The organism is Halorhabdus rudnickae (genome assembly GCF_900880625.1).
GTDB lineage: Archaea > Halobacteriota > Halobacteria > Halobacteriales > Haloarculaceae > Halorhabdus > Halorhabdus rudnickae.
Map to the genome: position 1 here is coordinate 58,054 of NZ_CAAHFB010000001.1, position 15,985 is coordinate 74,038.

Consider the following 15,985-nt stretch of genomic DNA (forward strand, 5'->3'; position numbering starts at 1 on the left):
GAGGCGACGATCGCGTCCGAGTAACAGAGTGCCTGGAATTCGACAGTCGTCGAAATACTAATCGACAAAAACATAAGTCACTTCGCCGTCCCTGTGCACGTATTATGACTACAGCCGGCATCGACGCCGTCGAGATCCGCACCGGCAATCTCAAACTCGACCTCGCGGAGACCTTCGCGCCAGAGAAAGGCGAAGATCCCGCGAAATACACCAAGGGCCTCGGGCTCCACACCAGTTCGTTCCCCGACGCCTACGAGGACATTGTCACAATGGGCGCAAACGCAGCCAAGCGCCTGATGGACCGCAAGGGCCTGGAACCAGACGATATCGGGCGGATCGACGTGGCCACCGAGAGCGCGTTCGATCACTCGAAGCCGGCTTCGACGTACATCGCCGGCTGCCTCGAAGATGTCTACGAAGGAGACTTCCATCACGCGAACAAGGGTGAGCGGAAGTTCGCCTGCGTCGCGGGGACCCAGGCGATCGACGATGCGGTCAACTGGGTCACGTCCGGGAAGAACCGCGGGCGTGCAGCCCTGGTGATCGCAACTGACACCGCGCTGTACGAACGCGGCGACTCCGGGGAGGCCACGCAAGGTGCGGGCGCGGTCGCCATGTTGATCGACGAGGACCCCAACCTGGTGTCGGTCGATCCCGTGCAGGGCTTTGGCAGCGCAGACGAGACGGACTTCCTCAAACCCAACCAGCAGTTCCCCAGCGTCGACGGCAAACGCTCGATGCAGGTGTATCTCGCCCGGATGCGCGAGGCGATGATGGACGTCGAACTCCAGCGCGACCTCCATCCCGACGACTTCGCCGTCGTTCCGTTCCACATCCCGTTCCCGGGAATGGTTCGAAAGGGTGCCGCACTCGGATTCCGGCACATCTCTCGGGATACAGACGTCGAAGAGGAACTGGCCGAAGAGATCGGCATGCAACCCCGTCGCGAGGAGTTCGACGACGACGAGGCCTTCCGTGACGCCATCACGGAGTATACCGATGCCTTGACCGAGACTGACCGCTATCGGGACTGGTACGACCAGACCGTAGAACCCACGCTTGGCATCTCCCGGTACGTCGGGAACTGGTATACGGGATCGGTCCACCTCGCGCGGGCGTCGGCGCTCCGGGAGGCTCGCAGCAACGGCCGTAACCTAGACGAGAGCAAGATGCTGGTCTGTTCGTACGGGAGCGGTGCCCAGGCGGAGATCCACGTCGAAACGGTCCAGCCTGGCTGGGAAGAAGAGATCGCCCAGCTCAACGTCGACGACCAGTTACGCGCTCGCTACGATCTGACTTTCGAGGAGTACGAGCAGATCCACGACGTCCACAACTACGACGAGAGTACCGACGTCGATCCCTTTACCACGCCCGAAGAGGAGTTCGTCTTCGACGGCTGGGGCCGAATGGGTGAACGCAAGTACACCTACGTCGAGTAACGACGCTGTATCCTGCCGTATTTGCGAACGGTGACTGTTGTGGGTCCTCGTGGCCCGTCGGCGGGACCGGGATGTGGTCGCCCTGGCCCATCGTGCGCGCGGCCACATCCCCTCGCCGTGTTTTAGAACTGCTCGCTCACAGTGCCGAGTACCTCTTCGAGATCGACGGTCGTCGTCGCCAGCGCGAACCCGTCGACCCGTGCCAGGTCTGCTGCGTGATCCCAGACATCTCCGGCGTCGATTCCATGGAGTACGACAGCGTTCGGCGTCGGATTGACCACGCGCATCGCGACCAGCGGCGACTCTCCGCGGGTCACATTGGTGAACACCAGCACACGGTTGGAACTTTGACCGTACAGCCGGTAGAACTCCTCGCTCGAGAGGCGCTTGATCGCCGCGATACTGTCGATCACGGTGTGTCCAACGACGGTCGCCCAGTCGCCTGCTGCGATTTCCGTCGCCCCGATCGCCTCGAAGTACCGGTCGATCGGTACTGCCGCGGCGAACTCCTTGAGATCTAACACGCTGTCGCTGTCGTAGCCGGCGGAGATGACACGTGCGTGCTGACGGATGTGTCGACCGCCACGTTTCTGATCGATGGAAAGCAACGCACCAACTGTCCGTCGGACGACGCCGATACCCGGGTTGTCACGTCGTCCACTCTCGTAATCGGAGATGACTGACGGCGACACGTCTAGATCGTCGGCCAGTTCCGTTTGTGTGATCTCGAAGTCCGTACGCCACTTACGTAGCGTCTTGCCGGACTCGCCGCTACAGGCGATTTCGCCGGCGATCCGCTCGGCCAACTGCTCGCGTTCTGCCTGACTCATTATCGGTCGTCAGACGGCCGCGACTTAAATATTGTCGAAATGCCCTTCGACATGTGACGAACAGCAGACGGAACCGATATGGCTGCCGACGACCCAGGACCGTCCATGCCATCGACCGTTGTTCACCTCGCGCTCGGCGGGCTGATCGCCGCGGCGTTGCTCCGGGACTCCTTCGGTATCCGTTCGCTGGCTGTCGTCGCCGTGCTGGTCATCGTCCCTGATCTGGACGCCTTCGCCGGGTTGGTGATTGAGGGCGGGCATCGGTCACTGTTACACACGCTACTGTTCCCGCTCGCGCTCGCCGGATTGATCGTCTACGATACGCACATCCGGGAGGCCTCCTGGTTGAAGACGCGTTTCGACGGTCACGGACCACGTGTGGCGTGGGTGGGTATCCTGGCGATATCGTTCGCGGCCATCGGTCCGGACCTCTTTGGCGTGGGCGCAAATATTTTCTACCCGATCCACGACCAGTTCTATGCGTTCGACGGCCGGATCGAACTCTCGAACCAGCGGGGACTCGTCCAGACCTTCGTCGACCTCGCACCGGAACCAGTCGAAAGCGGTGGGGGAAGTGGCGGCGGTGGCGACATCGCCGTCGGTTCGACGGAGGAGGTCCACATCAGTTCCGGCATCGATCCACAGGCTGGCGACGAACCGGCGAATGTCGAACGGATGTTTCCGATCGTCCGCTCGGGCCAGCAGCTCCTGCTCGTGCTCACGAGTATCGCGGTCGTCGGTGTCCGGCTGGCCGAATCCCGGATCCTGGAGTGACGGCTCAGCCGCCCAGATCACGCCAGCGTGTTAGCCGGATGGCCAGGGCGACGAAGACGACGGCCATCCCGCCCAACATCGCGAAGGCTGGCCAGACACCGTCCGTCGTGCCCGTGATCAGTAATCGGCGCAGTCCGCGGTGAAACTGATAGAGCGGGAGCAAGCGCCCGATCGTTTGCAGCGTCTCGGGCATAATGTCCATATCCCAGAACACGCCCGAAAGAAACATCATCGGAAAGGCGATTGAGCCACCGAGACTGCTCGCCGCGTCGGGATTCGGGAGGAGACTCCCGAGTGTCATCCCCAGCGCTGAAAAGGCGATCGCACCGAGCAAGACGAGTGCGATCGCAAGCGGACCGGGCACGACGGTGACGTCGAACAGGACCGCCGCGACGACAAGCATCACCCCCGTCAGGACGAGCGCGAGCAGTGACTGCTGGAGGACGTTCGCGATGATCCAATCGCGCTTCCGTAGTGGCGTCGCCACGAGACGTTTGAGCGTCCCGTTCTGGTGGAAGCCGGCGATCACGCCGGGGACCGTCATCACGCCGTTGATCAATACGAGCGTGGCGATGAACGCCGGCAGGTAGTAGTCGGTCGAACTCAGACCCGCCGACCCGATCGTCCCACTGGACACCGTGACAGGGGGCTCGTCGATTCCCAATGCCTCTTGGTTGAATTGGGCGACGACCTGGGCAACAATTCCACGGATCACCGGTGCGGACTCGTCGTTCGGTGGCACGTAGAACTCGATGGTTGCACTACTCCCGTTTGTGGCGTTTTGTTGGGCAGCCTGATCGAGTCCTCGCTGTATGTTGGCCTGCTCGCTCTCATTGATGTCGTCCTGGAAACGCGCGACGGTGTCCCGGATGATCGAAATACGAGTCTGGCCGCTCTGGGCCCTGACAGTATCATCGAATCCCTTGGGGAGAACCAGCACGCGACGACCGCTTCCCTCACTTTCCTGACTCCACTCGGTCAGGTTGCGATCCGCGTCGAGATGCTGCACGTCGAGCGCGTCAATTCCCTCGACGTTCTCGACGAACGTCGCCGAAAGGTTCGTCGGCTCGCCATCAGCCCTGATGTCCTGGTTCTGGACGGTGAGGGCGAACGATGGGGCGCTACTGGCGAAGACGGTACTAAAGATAACCAGCAGGATGATCGGGAACAGCACGACGAAAAAGACCGTCTCCCGTGAGCGCGACCAATCGCGCAACAGCGCTACCAGCAGCGCGGCGACACGCCTCATTCTAGTTCACCCCTGGCATCCGGCGTCGCGCCGGCCAACCGCAGGAAGACGTCTTCCATGCCTGCACTGATGAGATCGATCGCTTGCCCGCCACCGTGCTGGTGTAAGCGGCTGTAGGTCGCCTGGGCGCGTTCACGGTCGTCGAACAATCCGACGAGGTCGCCAGCGTCTGTGCGGTAGGTGTCCGTCGCGGCAGCTTCGAGTATCGAACGGAGTGATTCTTCCTCTGACGCTATCTCCGAGGGGCCACCCCGGACGACGACCTTTGTCGCCCCGCCGTAGCGGTCGATCAGGGCCGGGACGCGATCGATCGCCTCGATCTGTCCGTCGAGCAAGAGTGCGGCGCGGTCGGCGAGGCGCTCGACCTCTTCCATGTAGTGGGTCGTGAGGACGACGGTCGTCCCGCGGTTGGCCAGCCGTTCGATCTGGTCCCAGGTCGTCCGTCGCGCGCCGGGATCGAGCCCCGTCGTTGGTTCGTCGAGAAACAAGACTGCAGGATCGCTCACGAGTGCCATCGCCATTCCCGTCCGGCGCTGTAGGCCACCCGACAGCGACTGGAATGATGTATCGGCCCACGAGTCGAGACCGAGTTCTTCGAGGACCCTTTCGACTGTCTGTCCGTCGTCGTACATCTGTCGGATAAGTGTGACGTTCTCGCGGACTGTTAGCCGGTCGAACGTGTGGAAAGACTGCGGGACGACGCCGATCTCGGCTTTGATCGCCCGGGCGTCGGTGGCGATGTCATTGCCGAGGAGCGTCGCCGACCCTCCGCTCGGCGTCCGCAGACACTCGAGCATCTCGACGGTCGTCGTCTTGCCCGCTCCGTTTGGGCCGACCAGCGCAAACACCTCCTTGGCCCGGATCTCGAAACTCACGCTGTCGACTGCCACCGTCTCGCCGTAGGTCTTCCGGAGGTCCGAGACCTCAATGACTGGCTCGCATCTCTCGACACTTTCCCCTGTCATCTCCCGGCGTTCTCCAGCGTTAGTGACATGCCGAATCGCATAGCGGTTTCTTCAGTTGGCACTTATGTATTGTGACCAGGGCTCCGCAACACCTAACCCCGGGTCGATCCTTCGACCGACAATGACCGATTGGACGGAGAAACATCGTCCGTCGACCCTGACGGAGGTCCGGGGCAACGACAAGGCCCGTGACGCCCTCGAAGAGTGGGCTCAGACCTGGCCCGACCACCGCGAGGCAGTCATCCTCCATGGCTCGCCCGGTGTCGGGAAGACCTCTGCGGCCCACGCCCTGGCGGCCGATCTGGGGTGGCCGACCATCGAACTCAACGCCAGCGACACCCGGACGAAAGACGTCATCGAGCAGGTGGCGGGCGAGGCCGCCAAGAGCGGGACGCTGACCGAGGGTGGCTCCGGCCGCAGACTCGTCATCCTCGACGAGGCGGACAACCTCCACGGCAACGTCGATCGCGGCGGGACGCGGGCGATTACGTCCCTCGTCAAGGAAGCCGACCAGCCGATGGTGCTGATCGCCAACGAGTTCTACGAGATGAGCCGCGGGCTCCGGAACGCCTGCCGTGACATCGAGTTCCGGGACATCTCGACGCGCTCGATCGTGCCCGTCCTGCGGGACATCTGCCGCCAGGAGGGCATCGACTTCGAGGACGACGCTCTCACGGACATCGCCGAGATGAACGGCGGGGATCTTCGTGGCGCGATCAAGGATCTCCAGGCACTCGCCGAGGGCACCGAGACCTTGACCAGCGAGGACGTGGTCACGGGCGAGCGCGACCGGACGACAGGTATCTTTGAGTATCTGGATTCGGTCCTCAAGGAAGCCGACGCCCAAGAGGCCCTCGAGGAATCGTATGACGTCGACGAGACGCCGGACGATCTCATCTCCTGGATCGAGGACAACATGCCCAACGACTACGAGGGGAGGGAACTCGCGAGAGCGTATCGCTCGCTCTCGACGGCCGACCGCTGGCTCGGGCGCGTCCGGGCCACGCAGAACTATTCGTTCTGGCGGTACGCCGCCGACAACATGACGGCGGGCGTCGCAGCGGCCCGGGACGGCGAGAAAGGGGGCTGGACGCGCTACGGGCCACCGAGTTACTGGTCGAAACTGGGCCGGACGAAGGGTGCCCGTTCGACGCGGGACGACGTGGCGCGGGCGATCGCCCGGACCAACGGCGTCAGCATGAGCACGGCCCGCCGCGAGGTCGTCCCCTACCTGGAGACGATGACCCACCATTGCAAAAACCGCGAACTGACGGTCGCGATGGCCGCTCGCTACGATCTGGACACGGAACATGTGGCCTTCGTCACGGGCAGCGGCGAGGATACCAACAAGGTCCAGTCGATCGTCGAGGACGCACAGCAGTTGCGGGAAGAGGCCACCGTCGACGCTTCCGAAGGTGCCTTCGAACCGGGCGAAGATGAAGGGAGTGACGCTGAAAAAGACTCGACTGGGGCCGACTTATCGTCGAGTGAGACAGCGGGGACGGACGACCAGTCCGATACGGAGCGCGACGCGAGCGCTGACACGTCGTCCGACGAACAGGGGGCCGAGGACGACCAACAGACCGGGCTGGGCGACTTCGTCTGAGGATCGTTTCCTGATACGACCCGCTCAGTAACTCCGATCGACCGGCTCGTAGGTCTTGTCTTCGCCGTCGAGAATCACGGGGACGTAGTACAGATCGAGATCCCCGTCGTTCCAGGCGATCATCGTGTGCTTGAGCCACTCGTCGTCCTTCCGGGTCTGGTGTTCGGCCCGCCAGTGAGCGCCCCGGAATTCCGTCCGGGCGAGTGCGCCCAGCGCAATCGTTTCGGCGAGGTCGATGATGTTGCGCGTCTCCAGGGTGTGGATGAGGTCGGTGTTGAACGTCCGGGAGGGGTCCTCGACGGCGACGTCTTGGTAGGCTCGCCGGGCCTCTTTGAGTTCTTCGAGTGCCGTCTCGATGCCCTCCTCGGTCCGGAAGACGTTGACGTACTCGGTCATCGTCTCCTGAACGTCGGCACGGATATCGGCGTGATTGGTCCCCTCGCGCTCCAGCAGATCCTCGATACGCTCGCGTTCGGCCTCGACTTCGCGTTCGACGACCGTCTCCGGATCGGCAAGGGCGCCACCGTCGGCGGCGACATCTTCGTCTGCATTGTCCGTCTCGGGGTCGACCGCGCCGGGCTCGACTGCCGGGTTCACGTCGCTCGTTTCGCTCCGGGACGATGGGCCGGTTGGAATCTCCGCCGTTTTCATGTCTCGGCCAGCAACGTGATACCCCGCTCGCTTGCCGAAGACGAACAGTTCGGGGAGGGCGTTCCCTCCGAGTCGGTTCGCACCGTGGACCGAGACGCAGGCACACTCCCCGGCGGCGTACAGCCCCTCGATGCAGGTCTCGCCGTTTTCGTCGGTCTCGATACCGCCCATCTGGTAGTGCTGGCCCGGCTTGACCGGCATCGGCTCCTCCAGACCGTCGACACCCTCGAAGTCCGCCGCGAGATGGAGAATGTTCTCTAAGCGATCCATAATGCGCTCCTCACCGAGGTGGCGCATGTCCAAGTGGACGTACTCGTCTTCGATGCCACGGCCCTCGTTGATCTCGGTGAGTTCTGCCCGGGAAACCACGTCCCTGGAAGCGAGTTCGCCCTCGTTGTTGGCGTAGCCGTACTCGAACATGAACCGCTCGCCCTCGTCGTTGTAGAGGATCCCACCCTCCCCTCGGACAGCCTCCGAGATGAGGACGCCCGTCGATGGGAGCGAGGTGGGATGGAACTGGACGAACTCCATGTCCTCGAGGGGGACACCGGCACGGTAGGCCATCGCCTGCCCGTCGCCGGTGTTGGCGACGGCGTTCGTGGTGTGATCGAACACCTGGCCGAGCCCGCCAGTGGCGAGGATGACGCCGTCGCGGGCGTGAAAGCCCTCGATGTCGCCGTTCTTGATATCGTATGCGGCGACGCCGTGGCAGGTCCGCTCTTCGGGGTCGTCCTCGTCTGTCACCGCGAGGTCGGTGACGTACCACTCTTCGTAGACCTCGATCCCGCGCTTGACCACCTGCTCGTACATCGTGTGCAACAGGTGATGGCCCGTCTCCGCCCCGGCGTAGGTCGTCCGCGGGTACGAGAGACCGCCGAACGGGCGCTGGGAGACGGTGCCGTCCTCTTCCCGCGAGAAAGGCATTCCCCAGTGTTCGAGCTGGATGACGTCTTCCCGGGCGTCTTTTGTCAGGGTCTCGATTGCCGGGGCATCCCCAAGGAAGTCTGACCCCTTCATCGTGTCGTAGGCGTGGTCTTGCCAGGAGTCGCCCTCCTGGAGGGCGGCGTTGATCCCGCCTTCGGCTGCCCCCGTATGGCTGCGTACCGGGTGAAGCTTCGTGACGATAGCTACGTCAGCCCCCTCTTCTGCGGCCGCGATCGCCGCCCTGAGCCCCGCGCCGCCCGCGCCGACGACGATGACGTCGTGTTCGTACATTGTGATCACCAGAATTTGATGTCTTCCTTGATCGCTTCGCGTTTCAGTTCCTGAATGTGCTCGGTTAGCGGGATGTCTTTCGGACAGACCTCGGTACAGGAGAACTGGGTCTGACATCGCCAGACGCCGTGTTCCTGTTTGACGATTTCCAGGCGCTCTTTCCGACGCTCCTCACCCTCGCGTTCGTCCATGACGAAGCGATAGGCCTTGTTGATCGCCGCCGGGCCGAGGTACTGGTTGTCCCCCGCCGCGACGTTACACGACGACGTACAGGCCCCACACTGGATACACCGCGTCGAGAGCTTGATCTTCTCGCGGTTCTCCCGCGTCTGGCGCTGTTCCTCTAAGTCCTCTTCGGGTTCCTCGTCGGGATCGAAGAAGGGTTCGACCGCGTCCATCTGCTCGTAGAAGTGCTGCATGTCCACGACGAGGTCCTTGACGACCTCCCGGTGAGGGAGGGGCTCGATCTGTACTGGCGTATCGAGGTCGGATATTTGGGTCTGACAGCCCAGGCGCTGGGAGCCGTTGACGAACAGCGCGTCTGAACCACAGACGCCCTGCCGGCAGGAGTGCCGGAAGGTGAGACTCGAGTCGAACTTGTCGCGTGCGTAGATCAACGCGTCGAGGACCGTCATCCCTTCCTCGATCGGAACGTGGAAGGCGTCAAACCGGGGTGTCGTCTTGCCTTCGACCTCCGGATCGTAGCGATAGACCCGGATCTCGACGGTCTCGATGTCCGCGGCTGCGGTGTCCGCGGTGGCCTCCTCACGGACGAGCGCTTGCTCGTCTTTTTCTCGCATTCGCCGTTCCTGGTGGGATTCCGCACCGGTGTCCGGAACGGACGGTTCCGGTTCGGTCTCGGTGGGTGGCGTGCCTGTGTCCGCCTCTGTCTGGGCCTCCACGTCCGCCTCGGCGTCGGTTTCGGCACTCATAGGCTGAACCCCGCCATTGCGATCGCGACACGGATTCCCTGGGCGATCAACAATACGCCGGCCAGCGTCAGGCCGTACTTGGCGACGCGTTTGGGCATCCCGGTGATTCCCTGGTTGACCAGGGCGTTGTAGACGCCGTTGACGCCGTGGAACGTCGCTGCAATCAGGAAGACGACCATCGTGATAAAGTAGCCAACCTGGCTCATCCGGGCCTGCGTGCCGGCGAAGGTGATCTCGGCAGCGTGATTGACGAAGTGCAACAGGAAGAAGTGAAAGGCGAGCGTCCCGATCAGGATGACGGCAGTCACGCGCTGGAGGAACCACAGTCGACCGCCCTTGTTGAACGAAGAGTAGTATTCAGCCATGGATCACACCCCCGCGAGGAACGTCGGGACGCTGGCGACGGCGATCGCTCCCGTGACGATCAGCGACGCGTAGAAGGTCTGATCCTGTCGCTCGAGGCCGAGTCCCAGATCGACGAACAGGAGCCGGATCCCGTTGAGGATGTGGAAGACAGCGACTGCGAGTAAGCCGACCTCAAGCAATCGCACGACCAGCAGTGCCTCCAGTCCCTGCAGGGTGTCGTTGTACAGTTGGGTCCCCCCTGTTGCGGTACTGAGCACGGCGATGTGCGTGAACAGATAGCCGATGAGAACCCAGCCGGTGAACTTGTGGAGCACCCATGCCCACATGCCGGCGGAGAACTCCCGCCACCGGCCGACGTCCTCGACGGCCCCGCGGTCGTACGTTTGCGCCATACCCGCAAGCGACGGACCCGACCGGCATAGTTGTTGTCCCCGGGGTATCACTTCGCCGGTTCTGGGGCTGTCAGGACGCGCGGTATCCCGCTGCTCTACTCGACGGTCGTCGGTTCGGCAACCGAGACAGTCGCTTCGCCGAGAACGTCACGGGACGACTGACCGACGAAGATCGTGTACTCGCCAGCCGGCACTGTCCAGGTACCGCCGTCCTCGTCGTAGTACGCGAAGGATTGCGGTTCGATCCCCAAGTTGACGGTCGTCTCTTCGCCCGCTTCCAGGGCGACGGGCTCGAAGGCCGCCAACTCTCTGGGCGGCCGCGGCGCCGTCGAGTCCTCGGGACCGAGATACACCTGCACGACGTCTCGACCCTCGCGATCGCCGACGTTCTCGACGGTCACTTCCACGGTCGCTTCGGGGCCGTCCCCGGACTCGACGGCCACGTCAGTGTACTCGAAGTCGGTGTAACTGCGGCCGTGACCGAAGGGGAACTCCGGTTCGACGTTCTCAGCGTCGAAGTGTCGGTACCCGACGAAGACGCCCTCGTCGTACTCGGCTTCGAGCCCGACGCCGGGATACTGTTTCTCGGTCGCCGCGGGATAGTCGTCGATCCGCCGGCCGAACGTGACCGGCAGGCGACCGCCCGGATCGACGTCGCCGAACAGTACCGATGCCGTGATGTGGCCGTCCTCCTGGCCGGGATACCACGTCTCGACGATCGCTTCGACGTCGCCGGCCCAGGGCATCCGGATCGGCCCCCCGGTGTTGCAGACGACGACTGTCCGGTCGGCGGCGTCGGCGACCCGAGCGACGAGTTCGTCCTGGTCGTCGGGGAGCCACAGCGAGCGATCCTCGCTCTCGGTTGCGTTGTCCTGAACGACCACGACCGCCACGTCGGCCCGTCGGGCCGCAGCCACGGCGTTCCCGATCTCGGGATCTTCGCCGTCGTCGTTCAGGCCCGGTGCGTCGGACGCGGACACGCCGAGGTCCAGAATACCGCCCTCGTCGTGGGGATCCTCGATGCGCTCGACGCCGCGGGCAAACTCGATTGTCGTCCCACCGTCGACGCGTTCCTGGATGCCCGAGAGCGGACTGATCGACGCTGCGGGGGTGACCTCGGAACTCCCGCCGCCGCCGATCTTGGCCGCATCGGCGTTCGGGCCAATTACCGCGATCGAGTCGAGATCTTCAGACAGCGGCAGGGTCGCCTCCTCATTCCGGAGGAGGACCGTCCCGCGCTCGGCGACGCGCCGTGCGAGATCGTGATGTTCCGGCGCATCGAGCGCTCCGTCGGGTTGTTCGTCGTCGAGGATACCGAATCGTTCCATCTGTCCGAAGACACGACGGACCTTCTCGTCGATCGTCGTCTCCGGGACTTTGCCGCGTTCGACTGCCTCACGGAGGTCATCGCCGAAGACACTCTCCTCGAAGAGGTTCGGGTTGGTACCCTCGGGGAGCCACGGACTGGCGGCCAGTTTCGCGAGCGACCCCTTGGGGACGCTGTCGGGAAGTGCCCCGATCAGATCGTGTACGGCACTCTCGGCAGCGTGCCACTCGTGGAGGGGCACCCCTGGCATGTCCACATCCAGTCCGGCGTTGGCGGCCGCGACCCCGTCGGTCGTTGCCCACCAGTCGCTGACGACGTACCCGTCGAAGCCCCACTCCTCTTTGAGTACGTCCCCCAACAGCCACTCGTGCTCGGTCGCATAGGTTCCGTTGATCCGGTTGTAAGCGGCCATGACCGAACCCACGTCGGCCTCCTCGACGGCCGCCTCGAAGGCTGGCAGGTAGATCTCGCGCAGGGCGCGTTCGCTCACCTCCGCGCTGACCGCGTGGCGGTCCCGCTCTTGGTTGTTGGCGACGTAGTGTTTCGCGGTCGCGATCGCGCCCGCGTCCTGAACTCCTTCGACTGTCTCGACTGCCAGGCGACTCGATAAATGGGGGTCCTCGCTGTAGTACTCGAACGTCCGCCCGCACTGGGGGACGCGAACGATGTTGAATCCCGGCGCCAGCAATACGTCGTGGCCGGCCCCCAGCACTTCGCGTCCGAGCGCTTCACCCTGTTCGTAGGCGAGGTCGGTGTCCCACGCCGAGGCCAGCGCGATCGAGGCCGGAAATGCGGTCGCCGTCACGTCCCGGACGCCCATCGGCCCGTCGACCATCGACAGCGATGGAATCCCGAGACGCTCGACTGACGGGACGTACCCGGTCGCCAGTCCGTCCGGATCGATCCCGCCGTGGATCAGGTCGATCTTCTCTTCGAGCGTGAGCCGGTCGATCAGTGACTCGATTCGCTCGCTCGTCGGTACGGCCGCGTCCGTTGGCGTATCTGGATCTGTCATGGATAATTCTTGAGGCGGGCGGCTACTGGACTGTTGGACCAGGGCCTGTCTCCCGTCGGGCTCTCTTGACCAGTACGACGGCACAGTACTAGTAACTGCTGAAATTGTTCATCTCCCGTTTGGCTCGCTGGCCGACACTCGCTGACGAGTGTGTTTCTCCCGGAGAACGCCCGGATGAGACAGTGACCAGACTCTTCACAAATAGGGCTCTCTGGGAGCGGATCTTGCGTCCGCTACCATTTCCAGGCTTAGCTACTCGGATGTGTTCTCAGAGAAGTTTTTGCGAGGGAAGATGCCCCCAGAGGGAGAATCTTCCTGCACTGTTTGGGTGGCCGCATGGGCCCAGCAGTGCGAGGGATGCGATTTGAACGCATGGACCCCTACGGGAGCGGATCTTGAGTCCGCCGCCGTTTCCAGGCTTGGCTACCCTCGCACGCAGTAGGTAGCACTCGGTTCGTGGGGTTAAATCACCCGATTTCAGTCCAGTTCGGACGGACGAGTACTCCGATTTCCCCGGGCGCTGGACTTACCCGTCAGCCGGCCGTTTTTCACGCTAATGGATCGTCACACCCGTGATCCGTCGGTCTCACCACCGCAAGCGGGATCGCCGACCGGCTGGCACTCGACCGAAAACGAGTGGGAACACGCCACGCTCCGGCGCGCGGTCGTCCATGGCGTTGCGCTGTACAACGACGGCGCGTTCCACGATTCCCACGATTGTTTCGAAGACGAGTGGTACAACTACGGCAGCGGGTCGACCGAGAGTGCCTTTCTCCACGGGATGGTCCAAGTCGCGGCGGGCGCGTACAAACACTACGACTTCGAGAACGACGATGGCATGCGGAGTCTCTTCGAGACGGCGTTGCAGTACCTTCGGGACGTACCCCACGATTACTACGGCGTCGACGTCCTCGACGTTCGGACCGTGGTCACGAACGCGACCGACGATCCCTCGGCACTCGACGACTGGAAGATTCGTCTCGACGAGGATCACCCGCGTGCGGACGAGTCGGATTACGCGTTTGCGGCCGGATTGGACTGATCGTAGCACTGTTTCCGGACGTGCGGGTTTCCAAAGCTCTATGCCCCGCTCGTCGCCAGTGTCGGCCATGACTGTCTACGATCGCGGCGAGGCGACCGACCCCCAGGTCGTCGATCGCTTCGAGGGAGGCGTCGGCTGGATCGCCCACCCTGACGAGCGGGGGAAACGAGCGAGTCACGCCATCAGGGGCGATGACGGCGTCTGGCTGTTCGATCCACTCGACGTACCCAGTGTGGACGACCTGATCACGGATCTCGGGGAGGTCGTCGGCGTCGCCGTGCTCTCGAATTGGCACACCCGCGACGCTGGGGTCTTTGCCGAACGCTACGACGTACCGATCTACCTTCCAGAGTGGATGGATCGCGTCCCCGAGAACGTCGACACGCCGATCGAACGCTACCAAGGCGCACTCGCCGGATCGGGGTTCGTTGTTCATCGGATTGATCCGTTGCCAGGCTGGCGAGAGGGGGTCGCCTACCGGGAATCTGACGGGACGCTGTATACGCCAGATCTGCTGTCGACCCGCTGGACCGTCGGGGAAGAGCGCGTCACGCTGACGCTACCTTGTCGACTCTCGCCGCCGCGGGAACTCCTCGGTGATCTGGAACCGGACCGGATTCTCGTCGGCCACGGCGAAGGAGTTCAGGAGGCCGCTACGGGCGCACTCGCGGATACGCTCGACGGTGCTCGCCAGCGACTTCCGCGAGCCATCCTCGAACAGGGGCCGGCCCTGGCGGTCGGGATCACGGCGGCGATGCTGTGAGGGCCGGCCCGTGGCGGAAAGGCTGCAAGACGTGCCGGAAGTGCGATTCTCGCGGAAAACGGCAGGCCTTTGTGGACAACGAGCGAGGGTCGGGACATGGCAGACGGATACAATCAGGTCTCTGTACCCGCCGAGGGACAGCCGATCGAGGTCATCGACGAGGACGCAGACGAACTCGACATTCCCGAGAATCCGATTATCCCGATCATCCACGGCGACGGGATCGGCAAGGACGTCGGTCCAGCCGCCCAGAAAGTACTCAACGCCGCCGCCGAGGCGACCGGCCGCGAGATCGCCTGGATGCGGGTCTACGCCGGTGAGTCCGGCCGCGGGCGCTACGACGAGAACCTCCCCGAAGACACCGTCACCGCAATCGACGAGTTCCGCGTCGCGATCAAGGGCCCGCTGACGACGCCCGTCGGCGCCGGCTTCCGGTCGTTGAACGTCGCTCTTCGCCAGACGCTCGATTTCTACGCGAACGTCCGGCCGACGTACTATCTCGACGGCGTTCCCTCGCCGATGAAGGCTCCCGAGGAGATGGACATGGTGACCTTCCGGGAGAACACCGAGGACGTCTATGCCGGCATCGAGTGGGAGGAAGGGACTGAGGAGGTCGAGGAAGTTCGGGAGTTCGTCGAAGACGAGATGGGCTTCGACGAGACGATGCACGACGGCCCGATCGGCATCGGCATCAAGCCCATCACCGAGTTCGGCTCAAAGCGCCTCGTCCGGAAGGCCATCGACTACGCCATCGAGCACGACCGCGAGAAGGTCACGCTCGTCCACAAGGGCAATATCATGAAGTTCACCGAAGGGCAGTTCGGCGAGTGGGGCATGGAGGTCGCCGAGGAGGAGTACCCCGACGAGGAGGTCTTCGCCGCGCCGGACTCCCTATGGGAGACCCAGGACGAAGTGGATATTCCGGAAGACGCCGTCATGGTCGAGGAACGCCTCGCCGACGCAATGTTGCAGTGGATGCAACTCCGTACCGACGAGTTCGATGTCCTCGCGATGCCGAACCTCAACGGCGACTACCTCTCAGACGCCGCTGGAGCACAGATCGGTGGCCTCGGTATCGCCCCCGGCGCGAACTTCGGCGACGCCCGTGTCCTGGCCGAGCCTGTCCACGGTAGCGCACCGAAGCGCGCAGGTCAGAACATGGCTAACCCGACCGCGATGATCCTCTCGGGTCGCCTCATGTTCGATTACATGGGCTGGGACGAGGCGGCTGACCTCGTTCGTGACGCCGTCGAAGAAACCATCTCCAGTGGCAAGGTCACCTACGACCTCGAACGCCAGCTCGAAGACGCCGAGAAGCTCGGCACCGAGGAGTACGCCGACGAAATCGTCTCAAACGTCGAGAAGCTGGCCTAAGTCGGTCGTTTGTCCTCTCCGGTTTCACCGTGAGAATATCGAGAA

Annotated in this window: 14 protein-coding genes and 1 tRNA gene; 6 read left to right on the forward strand and 9 right to left on the reverse strand. The window is 63.5% G+C overall.

Going from position 1 to position 15,985, the window contains the following annotated elements:
- Nucleotides 1-104 precede the first annotated feature (104 nt).
- Nucleotides 105-1,439: a hydroxymethylglutaryl-CoA synthase gene (gene hmgB / locus BN2694_RS00280; RefSeq protein ID WP_135661533.1), complete on the forward strand. Its 1,335-nt coding sequence runs from the start codon at nt 105-107 to the stop codon at nt 1,437-1,439.
- 122 nt (nt 1,440-1,561) lie between these two features.
- Here hmgB and BN2694_RS00285 read toward each other — a convergent pair whose 3' ends face one another.
- Nucleotides 1,562-2,269: a helix-turn-helix domain-containing protein gene (locus tag BN2694_RS00285; RefSeq protein WP_135661534.1), complete on the reverse strand. Its 708-nt coding sequence runs from the start codon at nt 2,267-2,269 to the stop codon at nt 1,562-1,564.
- Between the two features lie 105 nt (nt 2,270-2,374).
- On the opposite strand from BN2694_RS00285, the gene BN2694_RS00290 reads away from it, so the two are divergent.
- The gene (locus BN2694_RS00290; protein ID WP_135661535.1) at nt 2,375-3,043 is read left to right on the forward strand and encodes a metal-dependent hydrolase; all 669 of its coding nucleotides are present in this window, start codon (nt 2,375-2,377) and stop codon (nt 3,041-3,043) included.
- 4 nt (nt 3,044-3,047) lie between these two features.
- Here the strand turns inward: BN2694_RS00290 and BN2694_RS00295 are convergent, their stop codons facing one another.
- Both BN2694_RS00295 and BN2694_RS00300 read right to left on the reverse strand, forming a co-directional pair.
- A complete protein-coding gene (locus BN2694_RS00295; protein WP_135661536.1) occupies nt 3,048-4,292 on the reverse strand; it encodes an ABC transporter permease in 1,245 nt (414 codons plus the stop codon).
- The gene (locus BN2694_RS00300) at nt 4,289-5,257 is read right to left on the reverse strand and encodes an ABC transporter ATP-binding protein (protein ID WP_135661537.1); all 969 of its coding nucleotides are present in this window, start codon (nt 5,255-5,257) and stop codon (nt 4,289-4,291) included. The genes BN2694_RS00295 and BN2694_RS00300 overlap by 4 nt, the downstream gene beginning before the upstream one ends.
- 121 nt (nt 5,258-5,378) lie before the next feature.
- Here BN2694_RS00300 and BN2694_RS00305 point away from each other — a divergent pair, with 121 nt between their 5' ends.
- On the forward strand, nt 5,379-6,863 hold the full coding sequence (locus BN2694_RS00305) for a replication factor C large subunit (RefSeq protein WP_135661538.1): 1,485 nt from the start codon (nt 5,379-5,381) through the stop codon (nt 6,861-6,863).
- Between the two features lie 24 nt (nt 6,864-6,887).
- On the opposite strand, the gene BN2694_RS00310 is transcribed toward BN2694_RS00305, so the two are convergent.
- From BN2694_RS00310 to BN2694_RS00335, 6 genes are all read right to left on the reverse strand, one after another.
- Nucleotides 6,888-8,729, reverse strand: a complete 1,842-nt coding sequence (locus tag BN2694_RS00310) for an FAD-binding protein (RefSeq protein ID WP_135661539.1) — start codon at nt 8,727-8,729, stop codon at nt 6,888-6,890.
- Nucleotides 8,730-8,734: 5 nt separating this feature from the next.
- The gene (locus BN2694_RS00315) at nt 8,735-9,661 is read right to left on the reverse strand and encodes a succinate dehydrogenase/fumarate reductase iron-sulfur subunit (protein WP_135661540.1); all 927 of its coding nucleotides are present in this window, start codon (nt 9,659-9,661) and stop codon (nt 8,735-8,737) included.
- Nucleotides 9,658-10,026, reverse strand: coding sequence for a succinate dehydrogenase hydrophobic membrane anchor subunit (locus tag BN2694_RS00320; RefSeq protein WP_135661541.1), 369 nt, complete (start codon nt 10,024-10,026; stop codon nt 9,658-9,660). Before BN2694_RS00320 ends, BN2694_RS00315 begins: the two co-directional genes overlap by 4 nt.
- Before the next feature lie 3 nt (nt 10,027-10,029).
- The gene (gene sdhC, locus BN2694_RS00325; protein ID WP_135661542.1) at nt 10,030-10,419 is read right to left on the reverse strand and encodes a succinate dehydrogenase, cytochrome b556 subunit; all 390 of its coding nucleotides are present in this window, start codon (nt 10,417-10,419) and stop codon (nt 10,030-10,032) included.
- A 95-nt stretch (nt 10,420-10,514) separates the two neighbouring features.
- The gene (locus BN2694_RS00330) at nt 10,515-12,761 is read right to left on the reverse strand and encodes a beta-glucosidase family protein (protein WP_135661543.1); all 2,247 of its coding nucleotides are present in this window, start codon (nt 12,759-12,761) and stop codon (nt 10,515-10,517) included.
- A 349-nt stretch (nt 12,762-13,110) separates the two neighbouring features.
- Nucleotides 13,111-13,194, reverse strand: a tRNA-Leu gene (locus BN2694_RS00335).
- 123 nt (nt 13,195-13,317) lie between these two features.
- Between BN2694_RS00335 and BN2694_RS00340 the strand changes: the two genes are divergently transcribed.
- The 3 genes from BN2694_RS00340 to icd all read left to right on the forward strand — a co-directional run bounded on the left by BN2694_RS00340 (nt 13,318) and on the right by icd (nt 15,940).
- Nucleotides 13,318-13,803: a DUF309 domain-containing protein gene (locus BN2694_RS00340; protein WP_135661544.1), complete on the forward strand. Its 486-nt coding sequence runs from the start codon at nt 13,318-13,320 to the stop codon at nt 13,801-13,803.
- A gap of 67 nt (nt 13,804-13,870) precedes the next feature.
- The gene (locus tag BN2694_RS00345) at nt 13,871-14,566 is read left to right on the forward strand and encodes a hypothetical protein (protein WP_135661545.1); all 696 of its coding nucleotides are present in this window, start codon (nt 13,871-13,873) and stop codon (nt 14,564-14,566) included.
- 96 nt (nt 14,567-14,662) lie between these two features.
- Complete coding sequence (gene icd / locus BN2694_RS00350) at nt 14,663-15,940, forward strand: NADP-dependent isocitrate dehydrogenase (RefSeq protein ID WP_135661546.1); 1,278 nt, start codon at nt 14,663-14,665, stop codon at nt 15,938-15,940.
- Nucleotides 15,941-15,985: the final 45 nt, after the last annotated feature.